Consider the following 14579-nt stretch of genomic DNA (forward strand, 5'->3'; position numbering starts at 1 on the left):
AGCGGGTCGGGGTGCCCCGGATCAGCCGTGGTGACCGAGGCGCTGCACCCGGGCGACGACCCGCTGCGTGCGGCTGGGGGTCTGCTCGGGGTCCAGCAGCTCGGTGTCGGCCAGCACCGTGTCGATCAACCCCTGCTCGGGGATCTCGAACAACTGCAACGACCGGCCGGCCGGCCTGACCAGGCTCTCGACGGCCGCGACCAGGGAGCCGTCGTGGGCGGCCACCGCGGCGGCGACGTCGTCCGGGCCGACGTCCAGGTGCTCGGCGAGCAGCCGGTCCCGCATGCCCAGCACGGCCGCCGCGATCTCGTCGCGCCGCGGGTCGTCGGCGGCCGCCTCGATCGTCAGGTCGCACTCGGTGTCCAGCCCCATCGACCGGTTGTTCAGGTTGGACGACCCGATCCGCAGCAGCCGGTCGTCGACCACGCAGACCTTGGCGTGCACGTAGATCGGGGTGCGGCTGGCGGTGACCGGGACGTAGAGCCGGAACCGGCCGTGCACGTCGGCCTCGCGGACCTTCGCCAACAGCTTGGCGCGGGCGGTGCCCATCGCCTTCTCCTCGAGCCAGCCGTCGGCGGTCTCGGGGTTGACCACCACGAACTCGGGCCCGTCGGCCTCGCCGAGCCGGGCGATGATCGCCTCGGCGACCCGGCGGTTGGCGAAGTACTGGCTCTCGACGTAGACCGCGGTGGTCGCGCTGGCGATCATCGCCAGCCACAGGTCCTCGATCTCGTGCACCAGCTCCCACTCGCGGTGCTCCGGCCGGGTGCGGGAGATCGCGACGTCGACGTCGTGCAGCAGCACCGGGACCTGCTCGGGCCACTCCTGGGTCACGTCGTCGACCGCGTCCAGCTGCTCACCGGTGCCCGCGGCCCAGCGACGCCGGGCGAGCTCGCCCAGGGCCTTGGCGGCCGGGCCGGACACCAGGCTGGTGACGTCGTGCCAGGGCTGGGTGGAGCGGCGCGACCGGGGCCGGTGGCGGTACCGGTTGCGGTCGGCGTGGTCGGAGTCGTCCCAGCGGTCGGCGGTGACGTCGATGCCGCCGGCGAAGGCCAGGCTGTCGTCGACGACCACGATCTTCTGGTGGTGCGCCCCGCCGAGGGGGTGGTGCGCGTCGACCTTCATCTGGAACCGGTCGGACGTGCGACGGTTCAGCAGCACGATCGGCACCAGGCCGCGGCCGAGCGCCTCGAGCATGCCGAGGTCCCACTGCAGCACGCCGACGAACAGGTCGGGGTTGGCCTCGACCGCGGCCTCGAGCACCCGGCCGACCCGGTCGTCGCGGCCCCGGCCCGGGGTGCGCGGGTCCAGCCGGATCCGGGGGTCGAAGTCCCACCCGATGAACAGCACCTGCCGCTTCGCCCGCAGGACGACCTGCTTGAGGGTGGCGAAGTAGTCGGCGGCGTCGACGAACACCGCGTGCTGGTCGGCCCGCTCGATGCGCCACACGGTCTCGCCCGGCTCGAGCACGCTGCCCCGCCAGGGCGCCGGGTCGACCGGCTCGCGCGGGCTCGGGACGGCGGCGGCGAAGCCGTCGGTGTCCGGATCGGTGGTGCTGACGCCGGTCTCCTCGCCGCTCACGCCGTCTTCCGGCCGTAGGCGGCGGCCGCGTCGCGCAGGCTCTTGGTCGGGCGCAGCCAGGCGCCCTCGACCGGCAGGGAGTCCAGCCGGACCCGGTCCAGCGGGGCGGCGAAGGCGCCCGGGACGTCCTCGATGTCGATGAAGTGCAGCAGCTCGCTGCTGCTGGCGTACCCGGCGACCTCGCTGAAGGCGACCACCACGACGTCGGTGCCGGCGCGGGCGAGGTCCTCGAGGGGCTCGGCGAAGTTGCGGCCGTCACCGGAGAACACCACCAGCCGGCGGAGCCGGTGGCTGTGGGTGCGCACCTCGATGTGGTCGAGCATCGACTGGTCGATGTCGTCGTCCGGGCGGCTCTTGGGCCGGGCGAAGACCGAGTAGCCGAAGCTGCGCAGCGCCTCGACCCAGCCGCGCAGGCTGGTGACGTGCTGCGGTGGCACGTTGGCGAAGACGCACGCCTCGACGTCGTCGGCGCCGCCGTCCCCGGGCTCGCCGGCGCCGCCGACGAACCACGAGGCGATGGCGTCGAACCGGGGACGCGAGGCCGCCGTGGGGCGGGCCCCGATGACCGTCGCGAGGGTCATGTCGATGTTCGGGGCGTCCCAGACGAGGAGGTCCAGGGCCGGGCGGTCGCGGTCGACCCGCCGCTCGACCTCGGCGGCGGGCTCCGACCCCCGGCCGGGGCCGAGGTCGGGGTTCTCGATCTCGGTCGCGGTCACCGGGTCAGTGTGCCGGGTCGCGGGCGGGGGTGCCGACGAGCCGGGTGCCGCGGCCACCCGGGAGGGTGGGCCGCCGGGGGACGTGGCGCGTCGGGAGCGGCGCCGGCCGGGGAACTCCACCGGTCCATGGTGGCAGCCGACCCCGGACGCCCGGCAGGCTGATTGCTTCTCCTACAGTTCCGATACACGCTGTCCGCAGCCGTCACCGAGGAGGGGCCACGACCAGCACCTCCTGGCGCGAGCGCAAGCGCGAGAAGACGCAGCAGCAGATCGTCGTCGCCGCCCGCCGCCTGTTCCTCACCCAAGGATTCGAGCAGACGACGGTGCAGCAGATCGCCGAGGCGGCCGAGGTCGCCGTCCAGACCCTGTTCAACCACGCGGCCAGCAAGGAGGCGCTGTTCTTCCTGGGGCGGGTGCCCTTCGCCGACGCGCTGACCCGCCCGGCCGAGTCGGGGGAGGAGACGTGGGAGGACACCCTGGTCGCCCACCTCACCCACCTGTCGATCGGCTACCTGCGCTCCCTGGACGACCCGGACAACCTCGCCATGGCGGCGCAGATCGAGTCCACCCCCGTGCTGCTCCGCTACGAGCGGAGCCTGCACACCCAGGTCGAGGGCGAGCTGGCCGTGGTGATCGCCGCGCACCTGCCCGGCACCGACGCCCGGCTGGCCGCGGCCCTGCTGCTGGCCACCACCCGCGCGCACGCGCACGCGCACCGCAAGCACCTGATCGCCGGGGTGCCGCCGCAGATGCCCCTGGAGCTGATGTCCGAGGTCCTGCCGGCGCGGTTGGCGCAGCTGTTCGCCGTCGCGCGCGACGTCCGGGTCGCCCCGGACCCCGCGCCCACCGCGTGACCGTCGCCGAGGCCTTCGCGGCGGAGCTGGCCCGCGGCACCGAGCCCGAGCTCCTGCCCGAGCGGTTGGCCCGCGCGTGCGTGGCCGCGCTGCCGGTCGACGGCGCCGGGCTGAGCCACTCGTTCGCACCCGGCCGCCGGCTCCCGCTGGGCGCCGGGGACACCGACGCCTCGGTCGCGGAGCGGCTGCAGTTCGCCCTGGGCGACGGCCCCTGCCTGGAGGCCCAGCGCCGGCGTCGGCCGCTGAGCGCCTCGGCGGCCGAGCTGGGCGACCGCTGGCCGGTGTACGCGGCCCAGCTGCAGGACCGCACGCCCTACCGCAGCGTGCTGGCACTGCCGGTCGGCGGGCCGCTGGCCGCCGTGACCATGCTGGTGCTCTTCGCCACCACCCCCGAGGTGCCCGACGTGCCGGCGGGCGACCTCACCGCCACCGCCGAGCTGGTCGGCGAGGTCTTGGCCGAGGCGATGTCCGGGGGCCGGTACCTCGTGCTGGGCCTGCCGGAGTGGTTCCACCAGCCGGCGGTGCTGGCCCGGCAGCGGATCTGGCTGGCCATCGGGCAGCTCAGCACCCTGACCGGCACGACGAACACCGCGGCCCTCGCGGTCCTGCGCGCGCGGGCCTTCCGGCTGGACCTGGACCTCGAGACGGCGGCCGACCGCTACCTGGCGGGCGCGCTGAGCCAGGACTGAGACAGGCTGGGCGGGTGCGGACCACCAGCAGCCGTGAGGTGTACCGGAACCCCTGGACCCGGGTCCGGGAGGACACCGTCGAGCTCGCCGACGGCAGCGCGGGGATCTACGGCGTGGTCGAGAAGCCGGACTTCGCGCTGGTGATCCCGGCCCAGGACGACGGGTTCTGGCTGGTCGAGCAGCACCGGCACCCGGTCGGCCGACGGTGCTGGGAGTTCCCGCAGGGCACCTGGTCGCACGGGCAGGACGGCAGCCCCGAGGAGCTGGCCCGCGCCGAGCTCGCCGAGGAGACCGGGCTCCGGGCCGCCGACCTGCGGCACCTCGGGCACCTCGACGTCTCCCCCGGCCTGTCCACCCAGGAGTTCGACGTCTGGCTGGCCACCGGGCTGACCCCGGGCCCGACCGCCCGCGAGGTCACCGAGGCCGACATGGTGCACGCCTTCGTGCCCGAGACCGAGCTGGTGGCCAGGATCCGGGCCGGCGGGATCACCGACGCCCCGTCGCTGGCCGCGTTCTCGCTGCTGCTGCTGGACCGCGCCGGGAGCTAGGGACGTCGCCCCGGCCAGCGGCGGGGCTGGCGCCGGTGGAAGGGCTCGGGTCGCAGCGGGCGCCAGTCGGTGCGGGCGAGCGCGTACTCGACCTCCCCGAGCTCGGCTCCGGTGATCGGGGCGGTGCGGTCCTCGGTGTAGGTGCGGCGCCAGGTCATGCCCAGCTTCTCCATCACCCGCCGGCTGCCGGTGTTCACCGCCAGGGTGGTGGCCACGACCTCGTCGGTGCCGGTGCCGGTGAACACGGCGTCCACCAGGGCACGGGCACCCTCGGTGGCCAGCCCGCGGCCCCAGGAGGCCCGCCGCAGCCGGTAGCCCAGCTCGACCGACACCAGCGGGTCGGTGACCATCGGCCGCAGCTCGAACCAGCCGACGAACGCGTCGGTGGCCCGGTCCTCGGCCGCCCAGTAGCCCAGCGGGACCGGACCGTGGTCGGCCAGCAGCCGGGGCAGGTCCAGGCCGCGCACCCGGGCGGGCGGCACGGGGCGCCCGGTGCCCAGGTGGCGCATCACCTCGGGATCGCCGTGCAGCGCGACCACGGCGTCGCCGTCCGCGGGGCGGACCGGTCGCAGCCGCAGGCGCGGCGTGAACAGCGGGGGGACGACGACGCCGGTGCCCGGCCCGGGGACCGGCAGGAGGGCACGCGGGGGCACCAGCCGCCGCCTGCCGTCGATCGCCATCCGCACCACGCTAGACCCGACGGGCCCCGTCGCCCGCGACGTCGCCGTGGGCGGCGTGCCGGACCGTCCCGTTCAGCGTCGCGGACGCCACCAGCGGCGGCGGGCCACCGGCGCGGGCTCGGGCGCCGAGGGCGGCTCGGGCGCCGGCCGGGAGGCCCGCCACTGCGCCACCCGCTCCTCCTCGTCGTGCATGCGGACCACCAGCGGCGGACCGTCCAGCGGGGTGCGCCAGGCGGCGGCCACCCGGTCGTTGAACTCGCGGACGGCGGCCCGCACCCGCTCCTCGCTGGTCAGCGCGACCAGTCGCCCGGGCAGATCGTCCCGCTCCCGGCCCAGGGCCAGCGAGGGCGGCAGGAACGACGCGTCGGGCTCCTGGCGGCGGGCCCAGGCCAGCGCCCAGGCGTAGGAGTCCTCGGGACCGTCGCGGCGCGGCAGCGGTTTGCCCGACCCGGGGAGGTCGGCGAAGGCGCCCCGCTCGGCCGCGGTGCGGATCTGGTGCTCCACCCAGGTCTCGACGGACATGCCGTCGGGCTTGCGCTCGGTCACCCACCTGAGTTTCCCACCCTCAGGCGGGGGCGACCACCGCGCGGTCGACGATCTCGGTGACCGCGGTGCCGGCGGGGAGCGTGCCGAGGACCGAGCCCCAGTCGCCCCCCAGGCGGGTGGCGCAGAACGCGTCGGCGACCGACCCGGGGGCGTGCTGGAGCAGCAGCGAGCCCTGCAGGCACAGCGCCAGCAGGCCGGCGACCCGGCGGGCGCGCAGCGGCAGGTCGGCCGGGTCGGCCAGCTCGGCCCGCAGCCGGGCGGCGGCGGCGTCGTAGCGGTCGTCCACCCCGGCGGCCTGCTCGACCTCGGCGAGGACCGCCGCCACCGAGGCCGAGTCGCGGTCCAGCGCGCGCAGGACGTCGAGGGCGATGACGTTGCCGCTGCCCTCCCAGATCGAGTTCAGCGGCGACTGCCGGTACAGCCGCGGCAGCACCGACTCCTCCACGTAGCCGTTGCCGCCGAGCACCTCGAGGGCCTCGGCGACCACGGCCGGGGTGCGCTTGCAGACGTGGAACTTCGCCGCGGCGCCGGCCAGCCGCAGGAAGTCGCTCTCGCCGGCGTCCTGCGCCGCGGCCAGCCGCACGGCCAGCGCGGTGGCCGCCTCGCTCTCGACGGCGACGTCGGCCAGCACGTTCTGCATGAGCGGCTGGTCCAGCAACCGGGCGCCGAACGCGGAGCGGTGGGCGGCGTGGTGCAGGGCCTGGGTCAGCGCGGCCCGCACGGTGGCGGCCGAGCCGAGCACGCAGTCCAGCCGGGTGGTGGTGACCATCTCGAGGATCGCGCGCACCCCGCGCCCGGGCTCGCCCACCAGCCAGCCGACGGTGCGGTCGAACTCGACCTCGGAGGAGGCGTTGGACCGGTCACCCAGCTTGTCCTTGAGCCGCTGCAGCCGGAACACGTTGCGCTCGCCGTCGGGCAGCATGCGCGGCACCAGGAAGCAGGAGACGCCCTCCTCGGTCTGGGCGAGCACCAGGAACAGGTCGCTCATCGGCGCCGAGGTGAACCACTTGTGCCCGGTGAGGTGGTAGGTGCCGTCGATCCGGGCGACCGCGCGGGTGGTGCCGGCCCGCACGTCGGAGCCGCCCTGCTTCTCGGTCATGCCCATGCCGGCGACCAGCCCGGCCTTGGTGCGCGGGTCGGCCAGCCCGAACTCGTAGGAGGTCGAGGTCAGCCCCGGCTCGAACACCACCGCCAGCTCCGGCGCCCGGCGCAGCGCGGGGACGACGGCGTAGGTCATGGTCACCGGGCAGCCGTGCCCGGCCTCGACCTGCGTCCAGCCCAGGTAGCCCACGGCGCGGCGCACGTGGGCGTGGGCGTCCCCCGCCTCGGCGAGCGCCCACGGGGTGCCCGCCAGGCCGTGCCCGACGGCGGCGCCCATCAGCGCGTGCCAGGCCGGGTGGAACTCGACCTCGTCGATGCGGTGCCCGGTGCGGTCGTGCGTGCGCAGCCGCGGCGGGTTCTCGTTCGCCAGCCGGCCCCACTCGGCGGCCTGCTCGCCGCCGGCCAGCGCGCCGAGGTCCTCCAGGGAGTCCAGGGTCAGCGGGTCGGCGTGCCGCAGGCACGCCTCGACCAGCGCGGTGTCCCCGGCGATCGGGTCGTGCCCCACCAGCGGGGGGACCTGGTTGGTCACCGTGTGGGTCGCGTTCACCCCGCGACCCTACGGCGGCTCAGCGGCGGACCAGCCGCTGCAGTGCCGCGGCCGCCAGCGGGACGTAGCCGGCGACCAGCGGGAACGGCCCCGAGACCAGGAGCCCGGTCGTCGTCCCGGTCTCGGGCCCCTCGCGCACCCAGTGCATGAGCTGCAGGGTGCCGACGCCGATGTCCACCGACCACAGCCACTCGCGGGCGGCGTCGTCGACGGCGTCCACCACGAACGGGACCGAGACGCCCAGCGGGCCCAGCACCCGGCCGGTGATGCCGGGGTCGATCCGCTCGGCGTCGGTCTCGACGCCGCGGATCTGCGGAGACCAGTCCGACCACCGCGCCGGGTGCAGGTAGCGGTCCCACGCCTCGTCGGGGTGGACCGGGCCCGTGGCGTGCAGGCGGAACGAACTCATGCGGTACTCCATGCCCGGGCAGTTCCACGTGGAACCACGATCAGGCCGGCGGGCCGCCCAGCAGCAGGTGGCGCAGCAGGTGCATGCCCACGGTGACCGTGCGCTTGCGGAACGCCGCCCGGTCCCCGGGGACGACGAGCGACCGGGTCACCGCGCCGTCCGGGCCGACCGCGCACAGGTGCACGGTGCCCACCGGCTTGTCGGGGCTGCCACCTCCGGGGCCGGCGATGCCGGTGACCCCGATGCCGACGTCGGCGCCGAACCGGCTGCGGGCGCCGTCGGCCAGCTGCCGGGCCACCTCGGGGCTGACCGCCCCGACCGTGGCCAGCGTCTGCGCGGAGACGCCCAGCAGCTCCTCCTTGGCGGTGTTCGAGTACGACACCACACCGCCGGGGACCCAGGCCGACGCACCCGGCCGGTCGATCAGCCGGGCCACCAGCTGCCCGCCGGTGCACGACTCGGCCGTGGCCACGGTGAGACCCCGCGACTCCAGCGCCTGCGCGACGAGGGTGTCGACGTCGGGGCCCTCGCTGACCAGCGTGCCGCCGAAGTCGGTGCGCACCGCCTCGACCAGCCGCCGGTAGGCCGCCGTGGCGTCGGGGGCGTAGCGGGTGACGATCTCGAGCTCGCCGTCGCGCAGGCAGGTGGTGATCTCCAGGCCGGTCAGCTGGTCGTCGACCCGGCGCAGGGTCGCGGCCAGCTCGTTCTCCGGGGTGCCCCACAGCCGCAGGGTGTCCTGCCGCAGCTCCACCGCGCGCTCGAGCACCGCCCGCACCGGTGCGGCCGCCAGCGCGGCCGGCCACATCGCCTGCAGCTCGGTCGGCGGCCCGGGCAGGACGACGACCGGCGGGCCGTCGCCCTCGGCCGGGGGGACGACGAGACCGGGCGCGGTGCCCACCGGCTCCAGCACCACGGCACCGCGCGGCACACGGGCCTGCTTGCGGGTGGCCGCCTCGGTCGACGCCGGGTCGCTCTGCCACCCACGACGGGCCATCAACCGCGCGACGATCGCCCCGATGCGCCCGGCGAGCTCCTCGTCCACGGCCGACGGCCGACCCTGCACGTCGCCGACCACCTCGGCGGTCAGGTCGTCGGCGGTGGGGCCGAGCCCGCCGGAGGTGATCACCAGGTCGTTGCCGGCCGCCAGGAAGCCCAGGGCCGAGCGGAGGTCCTCGGGCCGGTCGCCGACCACGACCACCTGCCCGACGTCCAGCCCCACCCGGCGCAGCTGCTCGGCCAGCCAGGGACCGTTGCGGTCGGTGACCCGCCCGGTCAGGACCTCGGTGCCGGTGACGACGATGCCCGCGCGTGCTCCCACCGCAGCGACAGTAGGCGCCGATACGGTGACCCGCGTGAGCCAGCCGCCCTACCCGCCCCAGCCCAGCCCTGAGCAGCACCCCCGCACGGAGCACCCCCGCACGGAGCAGCAGCCCCGCGTCGAGTCCGCGTACGACCCGGCGTACCCACCGCACGCGACCGAGCCGGCCTACGACCCGGCGTACCCGCCGCAGCCGACCGGGCCGATGGACGGCGCGTTCCCCGCGCCGCCCCCGCTGCCGGGCCCCGAGGTGTCCACCAGCGCGCGGGTGGGGGCCCGGCCGCGGGCCCGCAGCACCGCCGACCGCGCGACCCTCACCTCGACCGTCCTGGGCGTGCTCGGGTTGCTGCTGCTGGTCCTCGGCCTGTCGCTGGGCGACTTCGGCGTCTCGCTGTGGTCGGCCACGACGTCCTGGGCGGTGTTCGCGACGGTCGCCGCGCTGGTGGCGCTGGTGCCCTACGTGCCCGGTCGGGGCGGGCTGAGCAGGCAGCAGGCCTGGCAGGTCGGCGCGGTCGGGGCCGGCGGGGTGGTCGTGTTCTGGCTGCTGGTCCTGGTCCTCACCGGCGCCGCGGCGTCCGACCGCGGGTTCGTGCTCACGCTGGCCACCGCGCTGGTGGCCGGGGGGACCTGGCTCAACCGCCGGGAGTCCTGACCCCGACGGCGGCGGGTCAGGGCCGCCCGCCGCCGGGACCGTTGCCGTTGCCGTTGCCCGGCCCGTTCCCGTTCCCCGGCCCGTTCCCGTTGCCGTTCCCGTTGCCGTTCCCCGGGCCGGTGCCCGCGCCGGGGCCCGCGGGCACCGGCGCGGTGGTCTCCGGCGTGGTCTCGGGCGCGGGCGCGACGACCACCTCCGTGGGCGGGTCGGTGGTGGGGGCGGCGGTCGGCGCGGCCGAGCCGTAGCCGACCGTCACCGCGCTGCCCGCGGCCAGCGGCGTGCCGGCGGGGTCGACCGCCACCACCAGGCCGGCGGTGGAGCCGTCGCCGGCCACCTCCTCCGCGGTCACGAGCAGGCCCAGCGCGGTGAGCTCCGCGACCACCTCGTCGACCGGTCGGCCGGTGTACGCCGCGGCGTCCAGCGTGATCGGCTCGGGGGTCGCCGACGTCGGTGCCGGCGTCGTGGTGGCCGGGCTGCTCGACGTCGGGGCCGCCGACGACGACGCCGGGCCGGCCGCGGCGGGTGCCGTGCTGCCGCCCAGCCCGAGCAGCAGCGCCGTGCCGCCCCCGACGAGCAGCAGCGCGGCCAGCACCCCCGCCACCAGCAGCCTGCGCCGCCGCGGGGTGGGGGCGAGCCGGGTCGCCGTCCCGGTGCCGGGGTCGAGCTCGGGGGTGAGCAGGGCGGTGACGCCCGGTGGGGGGACCAGGTCGAGCAGCGCGGTGGGGGCGTCGGGGCCCAGGGCGGCCCGCGCCCGGCCCGCCGCGGTGACGACGGCGTCGCCGTCGGCCAGCCGGCCCGCGGGGTCCTTCACCAGCATCGCGGCGACCAGCGTGCGGACCGGCTCGGGGACGCCGGCCGGCAGCGGCTCGGGCTCGTCGTTGATCTGGCTCAGCGCGACCGCGACGGAGCTCCCGCCGTCGAAGGCCCGGCGCCCGGCCAGCAGCTCGTAGGCGACCATGCCCAGGGCGTAGACGTCGCTGGCCGGGGTGGCCTTGCGGCCCTGGGCCTGCTCGGGCGAGAGGTAGTGGGCCGTGCCGATGACCTGCCCGGTGGCGGTCAGCGACACGCTCTCCGCCGACCAGGCGATGCCGAAGTCGGTGACCGCCACCGAGCCGTCGGGGCGCAGCAGCAGGTTGCCCGGCTTGACGTCGCGGTGCACGATCCCGGCCTCGTGGGCGGCACCCAACCCGGCCGCGGCCTGGGCCACCACCTCGAGCACCTGCTCGGGGGGCAGCGCGCCCTGCCGGCGGCGGACGGCGGCCAGCGAGTCACCGGGCACCAGCTCCATGACCAGGTAGGCCAGCTGCTCGCCGTCGGCGGCCGCGGTCTCGCCGTAGTCGTAGACGGCGGTGACGTTGCGGTGGCCCAGCAGCGCCGTGTGCCGCGCCTCGGCCCGGAACCGGGCCAGGAAGTCGCGGTCGCCGGCGTACTCGCTGCGCAGCACCTTCACCGCCACCGGCCGCCCGAGCCGCCGGTCGTGCGCCCGCCAGACCTGGCCCATGCCCCCGGTGGCGATCAGCGAGCGCAGCTCGTACCGGTCGCCGAGGGTGCGGGTGACGGGGTCCACCCGACCATGGTGCCTGCTGCCGGACCGATCAGCCGAACAGGCCCGAGCCCCACCAGTCGTCCTCGTCGGTCACCCCGGGCGGGCAGGCGAACACCGCCGACGAGGTGTGCTGCACGTACTCGTTGAGCTTGTCGGTGCGCAGGTTGCGCTGGACCTGCACGAACCCGGTCGCCGGGTCGGACTGGTAGCAGAGGAAGAACAGCCCGGCGTCCAACCGGCCCAGCCCGTCGGAGCCGTCGACGAAGCTGTAGCCGCGGCGCAGGATCGCCGTCCCCGAGTTCGTGGGGTGGGCCAGGAACACGTGCGAGGTCGGCGGGACGGCGGGCTCGCCGTCGACCTGCGCGGTGAAGTCGACCGGGTCGAACTCGGCCGTCCGGCCCAGCGGTGCGCCCGAGCCCTTGGTGCGCCCGATCGTCTGCTGCTGGTCGCGCAGGTTCTGCCGGTCCCACACCTCGACCAGCATGCGGATCCGGCGGCTGACCAGGTAGGAGCCGCCGTCCATCCACGAGCCGGTGCCCGACACCCAGACGAAGCGGTCCAGGGTGGCCGGCTGCTGCGCCTTGAGGTTGTCGGTGCCGTCCTTGAACCCGAACAGGTTGCGCGGGGTGGTCTGGTCCGACGACGTGGACGACGTGCGGCCGAAGCCCAGCTGGGACCAGCGGACGCCGACCAGGCCCTGCCCGATCCGGGCCAGGTTGCGGACGGCGTGCACCGCCACCTGGGGGTCGTCGGCGCAGGCCTGGATGCAGAGGTCCCCGCCGCTGATCTCGGGCCGCAGCTCGTCGCCGGCGAAGGCGGGCAGCTCGACCAGCTCGGCCGGCTGCCGGTCGGCGATGCCGAACCGGTCCGTGCCGTCGGCGGTGCGGAACAGGGTGGGCCCGAAGCCGATGGTCAGCGTCAGCCCGGCCGGCGGCAGCCCCATCGCCTCGCCGGTGTCGTCCGGCGGGGCGTACTCGTTGCCCGCCACCGCGCCGACCGGACCGGCGTCCTGGCCCCGGGTCATCCGCCGGGCGGCGTCGGTCCAGGCCTGCAGCAGCCGGACCAGCTGGTCGCGGTCGTCGGTGATGACGTCGAAGGCGACGAAGTGCAGCCGGTCCTGCGCCGGGGTCACGACCCCGGCCTGGTGGTCGCCGTGGAACTCGACCGCGTCGGCCGTCGTCGTCCCCTCGTCGGTCGTCGCCGCCCGGCCCACGGCCAGGCCGCCGGCACCGAGGGCGACCACCCCGGCGGCACCGACCCCGGCCGCCCCGAAGAAGTCGCGTCGGGAGAGCTTCATGACCCCACTGTCCCCGGTCAGCCGGCGATGGCGGCCGGCACCTGGCTGACCTGGGCGGCGAGCGCGTTGAGGGAGTCGGACAGGCCCTGCACCTGCTCGGGGGTGAGCGCGGTGTAGAGCACGAACCCGTCGCCGGCGGCGAACTGGGCGAGCTCGGCCTGGGTCGCGGCGAACGCGGAGTCCAGCGCGGTGGCCAGGTCGGGGTCGGCCGCGGCGATCGCCGGGCGCAGCGAGGTGACGGCGGCCTGCGAGCCGTCCAGGTTGGCCTGGAAGTCCCACAGGTCGGTGTGGGAGTACCGCTCCTCCTCGCCGGTGACCTTGCTGGCCGCGATCTCGTCGAGCAGCTCCAGCGCCCCGTTGGCCAGCGCGAGGGGCTGCAGGTCGAGGGTCTGCACCTGGGTGGCCAGGTCGTCGACGTCGGTCATGAGCTGGTCGGCGACCGGCCCGGACTGGGACAGGTCGCCGGTGGACCAGAGGTCGCGCTCGAGCACGTGGAACCCGGTCCAGGTGTCGCCCTCCTCCACGTCGTTCTCGCGGGCGTCGATCTTCGGGTCGAGGTCGCCGAAGCTCTCGGCGACCGGCTCGATCCGCTCGTAGTAGGTGCGCGCGACCGGGTAGAGGGCCTGGGCCTGCGCGACGTCGCCGGCCTTGACCGCGTCGACGAAGGCCTGGGTCTGCTCCTGCAGCGCGGTGACCTGGCTGCCCACGTAGCGGGTGTAGTCGGTGACGGCGGCCTGCAGCTGCTCGTCGTCCGAGAGCTGCTGCGACTCGCCGGTCACGGTGAGCGCGTTGCGGATGCCGTCGCCGACCATGCCGGGCTTGCACGCCGTCTGGTAGTCACCGGCCGGCAGCTCGACCACCAGGGAGCGGGCCACGCCGGGGGCGATGTTCTCGACCTCGCCCATGATCCGGTCGCCCTCGGCGTAGACGTAGAACTCCGTCACCGAGCTGCCGCTGTTGGTCACGGTGAACTGGTGCGTGCCGGCGTCGAGGTCGCCGGTGGAGACGTCGCAGGTGGTGTCGGTGGCGGCGACGGTGATGTCGTCGGAGGCCTCGGTGTCGCCGCTGCCGGCCGAGGTGCCGCCCCCGCAGGCGGCCAGCAGGGCGAGGGCAGCGGCTCCGGCCGCGACCAGGGTGGTCCTACGCGCGCGCATCGACGGTCTCCGTGCTGTTCGAGGGGGTGGTGGACCGGGCCGAGCGGCCCGGGAGGAGGAACAGCGCCAGCACCGGCACGAGGTAGGTCAGGTAGGCCACCACCTCGAGCACCGACGGCTGCGCCGAGATGTGGAGGACGCCGTCGAGGACTGCCCCGTACCAGCTGCCCGGGTCCAGCCAGGACGAGGCGTCGTAGGCGTAGGTGGTCAGGCCGGGCAGGACGCCGGCCTCCTGGAAGTCGTGGATGCCGTACTTGAAGATGCCCGCGGCGACGAAGACCAGCAGGAAACCGGACACGGTGAAGAACCGCGAGAGGTCGATGCGGACGGCACCGGCGTAGAGCAGGGCCCCGAGGACGACGGCGGTGGCCAGCCCGGCGGCCAGCCCGACCAGCGGCGTGGCGCTCACCGCGCCCTGGGCCGAGGCGAAGAACAGCAGCGTGGTCTCCAGGCCCTCGCGCACCACCGAGGCGAACGCGATGCCGACCACGGCGCCCAGGCCCAGGCCGACCGCGTCGTCCAGCCGACCGCGCAGCTCGCCGGAGAGCTTCCGCGCGGTGCGGCGCATCCAGAAGATCATCCAGGTGACGAGGGCGACGGCGATCACCGAGGTGATGGCGTCGAAGAGCTCCTGGCCGGGCCCGCCGAGGACGGTGGAGGAGACGTAGGACAGCACCGCGCCGAACCCGACCGAGATCACCACGGCGGCGGCCACGCCGGCCCAGACCGGGAGGAGGTGCTGCCGGCGGCCGGTCTTGACCAGGTAGGCCACCAGCACGCTGACCACGAGGACCATCTCCAGGCCCTCGCGCAGGCCGATGAGGTAGCTGGGGAAGAACAGCGCTCCCACGGGGCACCTCCAGGCAGGCGAATGCCCCCGGCGACGGCTGAGGGCAGCCTCACCTTACGGCGAGGCTGCCCTCAACTCCTAACCCGTCCAG

Annotated in this window: 15 protein-coding genes; 4 read left to right on the forward strand and 11 right to left on the reverse strand. The window is 75.5% G+C overall.

From position 1 onward, the window contains the following. Positions 1–21 precede the first annotated feature (21 nt). On the reverse strand, positions 22–1581 hold the full coding sequence (locus BLS67_RS17205; RefSeq protein WP_207500700.1) for a phospholipase D-like domain-containing protein: 1560 nt from the start codon (positions 1579–1581) through the stop codon (positions 22–24). Further along, complete coding sequence (locus tag BLS67_RS17210) at positions 1578–2297, reverse strand: NYN domain-containing protein (protein ID WP_242654152.1); 720 nt, start codon at positions 2295–2297, stop codon at positions 1578–1580. The genes BLS67_RS17205 and BLS67_RS17210 overlap by 4 nt, the downstream gene beginning before the upstream one ends. Positions 2298–2362: 65 nt before the next feature. Here BLS67_RS17210 and BLS67_RS17215 point away from each other — a divergent pair, with 65 nt between their 5' ends. The 3 genes from BLS67_RS17215 to BLS67_RS17225 are packed head-to-tail and all read left to right on the forward strand — an operon-like array spanning position 2363 to position 4388. Beyond that, positions 2363–3151 (forward strand): TetR/AcrR family transcriptional regulator, encoded by a 789-nt coding sequence (locus BLS67_RS17215; protein WP_165617638.1) that lies wholly within the window; start codon positions 2363–2365, stop codon positions 3149–3151. Then, positions 3148–3840 carry a GAF domain-containing protein gene (locus tag BLS67_RS23285; protein WP_109504763.1) on the forward strand — a complete coding sequence of 231 codons (693 nt, stop codon included), beginning with the start codon at positions 3148–3150 and terminating at the stop codon, positions 3838–3840. The genes BLS67_RS17215 and BLS67_RS23285 overlap by 4 nt, the downstream gene beginning before the upstream one ends. Positions 3841–3854: 14 nt before the next feature. Beyond that, the gene (locus BLS67_RS17225; RefSeq protein ID WP_091247463.1) at positions 3855–4388 is read left to right on the forward strand and encodes an NUDIX domain-containing protein; all 534 of its coding nucleotides are present in this window, start codon (positions 3855–3857) and stop codon (positions 4386–4388) included. On the opposite strand, the gene BLS67_RS17230 is transcribed toward BLS67_RS17225, so the two are convergent. From BLS67_RS17230 to BLS67_RS17250, 5 genes are all read right to left on the reverse strand, one after another. Then, positions 4385–5068 carry a GNAT family N-acetyltransferase gene (locus BLS67_RS17230; RefSeq protein WP_091247686.1) on the reverse strand — a complete coding sequence of 228 codons (684 nt, stop codon included), beginning with the start codon at positions 5066–5068 and terminating at the stop codon, positions 4385–4387. The genes BLS67_RS17225 and BLS67_RS17230 overlap by 4 nt on opposite strands. Before the next feature lie 72 nt (positions 5069–5140). Further along, positions 5141–5614: a DnaJ family domain-containing protein gene (locus BLS67_RS17235; protein WP_091247465.1), complete on the reverse strand. Its 474-nt coding sequence runs from the start codon at positions 5612–5614 to the stop codon at positions 5141–5143. Between the two features lie 19 nt (positions 5615–5633). After that, positions 5634–7262, reverse strand: coding sequence for an acyl-CoA dehydrogenase family protein (locus tag BLS67_RS17240; RefSeq protein ID WP_091247466.1), 1629 nt, complete (start codon positions 7260–7262; stop codon positions 5634–5636). A gap of 19 nt (positions 7263–7281) precedes the next feature. Continuing rightward, on the reverse strand, positions 7282–7671 hold the full coding sequence (locus tag BLS67_RS17245; protein WP_091247468.1) for an SRPBCC family protein: 390 nt from the start codon (positions 7669–7671) through the stop codon (positions 7282–7284). A gap of 40 nt (positions 7672–7711) precedes the next feature. Beyond that, entirely contained in the window at positions 7712–8989 is a 1278-nt protein-coding gene (locus tag BLS67_RS17250; protein ID WP_091247469.1) for a competence/damage-inducible protein A, read from the reverse strand. A 34-nt stretch (positions 8990–9023) separates the two neighbouring features. On the opposite strand from BLS67_RS17250, the gene BLS67_RS17255 reads away from it, so the two are divergent. Then, a complete protein-coding gene (locus tag BLS67_RS17255; protein WP_091247471.1) occupies positions 9024–9641 on the forward strand; it encodes a hypothetical protein in 618 nt (205 codons plus the stop codon). A gap of 16 nt (positions 9642–9657) precedes the next feature. Here the strand turns inward: BLS67_RS17255 and BLS67_RS17260 are convergent, their stop codons facing one another. Genes BLS67_RS17260 through efeU form a run of 4 tightly spaced genes read right to left on the reverse strand, consistent with a single transcriptional unit; the run spans position 9658 to position 14488 of the window. Continuing rightward, positions 9658–11208, reverse strand: a complete 1551-nt coding sequence (locus BLS67_RS17260) for a protein kinase domain-containing protein (protein WP_242654154.1) — start codon at positions 11206–11208, stop codon at positions 9658–9660. Between the two features lie 28 nt (positions 11209–11236). Beyond that, on the reverse strand, positions 11237–12484 hold the full coding sequence (efeB, locus tag BLS67_RS17265) for an iron uptake transporter deferrochelatase/peroxidase subunit (protein WP_091247472.1): 1248 nt from the start codon (positions 12482–12484) through the stop codon (positions 11237–11239). 17 nt (positions 12485–12501) lie between these two features. Further along, on the reverse strand, positions 12502–13638 hold the full coding sequence (efeO, locus tag BLS67_RS17270) for an iron uptake system protein EfeO (protein ID WP_091247474.1): 1137 nt from the start codon (positions 13636–13638) through the stop codon (positions 12502–12504). Then, on the reverse strand, positions 13625–14488 hold the full coding sequence (gene efeU, locus BLS67_RS17275) for an iron uptake transporter permease EfeU (protein ID WP_091247476.1): 864 nt from the start codon (positions 14486–14488) through the stop codon (positions 13625–13627). The genes efeO and efeU overlap by 14 nt, the downstream gene beginning before the upstream one ends. Positions 14489–14579 lie beyond the last annotated feature (91 nt).

Source organism: Klenkia soli, from assembly GCF_900103975.1.
Classification (GTDB): Bacteria; Actinomycetota; Actinomycetes; order Mycobacteriales; family Geodermatophilaceae; genus Klenkia; species Klenkia soli.

Bases quoted from the DNA above. Each gene is read 5' to 3' on its own strand.
- BLS67_RS17230 (WP_091247686.1), bottom strand. From the start codon at position 5,068: ATGGCGATCGACGGCAGGCGGCGGCTGGTGCCCCCGCGTGCCCTCCTG.
- BLS67_RS17245 (WP_091247468.1), bottom strand. From the start codon at position 7,671: ATGAGTTCGTTCCGCCTGCACGCCACGGGCCCGGTCCACCCCGACGAG.
- efeB (WP_091247472.1), bottom strand. From the start codon at position 12,484: ATGAAGCTCTCCCGACGCGACTTCTTCGGGGCGGCCGGGGTCGGTGCC.
- efeO (WP_091247474.1), bottom strand. From the start codon at position 13,638: ATGCGCGCGCGTAGGACCACCCTGGTCGCGGCCGGAGCCGCTGCCCTC.